Raw genomic sequence first — 1024 nt, 5'->3', positions numbered from 1 at the left:
AGCACTCGACTGCGCCTGCGGCCTCTACCTGAACGACCCCACAGCCTGGCAGCCCAAGTAACCCCCGACGAACTTACGGTGCGGACCACTAAGCCCGCGGGCGACGCGGCATCGTTGGGCTCGTGCGGACACGGGCGCGAGGGGTATCGCGACTCCGCGATCCGTTGCGACGAGGAGGACTCGATGACCGATCTCGATCAGGTGGCGCCACCCAACCCACCACGTGGCCGGCAGACCCCCAACTCGGGGTGGTACCGCAGCGAGCTCGAACGGCAGCGCCGGTTTCGCCTCGATCAGCTCACAGACCTGGCGTACGACGCGATGGACACATCTGACGACTCTCTGGGCGAGGTGACAGCTACGCTGATGACCGCCGCCAGGGCCGCGCTGGCGGCCGTCGACGCTGCTCTCTTCCGGCTCGCGATCGGTCGCTTCGGGGTCTGTCAACGGTGTGGTCGCGCCATCGCCACAGACCGGCTGCAGGCCATTCCGACGGCCAGTCTGTGCCTGCGATGCCAACTGTCCAAGGAGCTGCAGAGCTCGCACCTGCATCCCTGGCGCACGGGAACCATTCCTCCGGCGTCGCCTTCACGACCGCTGCGTGACATCGTCGACGTGTGGGGCGAGGATTCGTTCCCGGCCAGCGACCCGCCGGCGAACTGGTGAGTTGGCCCGTGGGGACCAGTCAGACCGACGACAGCGATCCGCTCCACGAGCAGTTGACGCATGTCGGTGCCCACCAGGACCGTCCGTGGTCGCTGACGGGCAGGGTCGGCCTGGCCGAACCTGCAACACGTCTGCGCCGCCATCGTGGTGCAACAGCCGTCAAATGGCTGACCACCACCGACCACAAGCTGATCGGCCAGCTGTACCTGATCACCTCGTTCGCGTTCTTCCTGATCGGCGGTGTGATGGCGCTGATGATCCGGGCCGAGCTGGCCAAGCCGGGCCTGCAGATCGTGAACGAAGAGGTCTACAACCAGCTGTTCACGATGCACGGCACGATCATGCTGCTGCTGTTCGC

The 1024-nt window shown here is 66.2% G+C and carries 2 protein-coding genes; both read left to right on the top strand.

The genetic code is table 11. The features are described 5' to 3' along the window. Positions 1-183 precede the first annotated feature (183 nt). On the top strand, positions 184-666 hold the full coding sequence (locus AB0E63_RS46505) for a TraR/DksA family transcriptional regulator (RefSeq protein ID WP_360381364.1): 483 nt from the start codon (positions 184-186) through the stop codon (positions 664-666). Between the two features lie 110 nt (positions 667-776). Continuing rightward, positions 777-1024, top strand: a 248-nt coding sequence (locus AB0E63_RS46500; protein ID WP_360381367.1) for a cbb3-type cytochrome c oxidase subunit I, incomplete at its 3' end; no start/stop codon positions are given.

Source organism: Kribbella sp. NPDC026596 (assembly GCF_040638415.1).
GTDB lineage: Bacteria > Actinomycetota > Actinomycetes > Propionibacteriales > Kribbellaceae > Kribbella.
The sequence above is the reverse complement of the archived record's forward strand: the minus strand, read 5'-3'. Positions and strand labels throughout refer to the sequence as shown.

Bases quoted from the DNA above. Each gene is read 5' to 3' on its own strand.
- AB0E63_RS46505 (WP_360381364.1), top strand. From the start codon at position 184: ATGACCGATCTCGATCAGGTGGCGCCACCCAACCCACCACGTGGCCGG.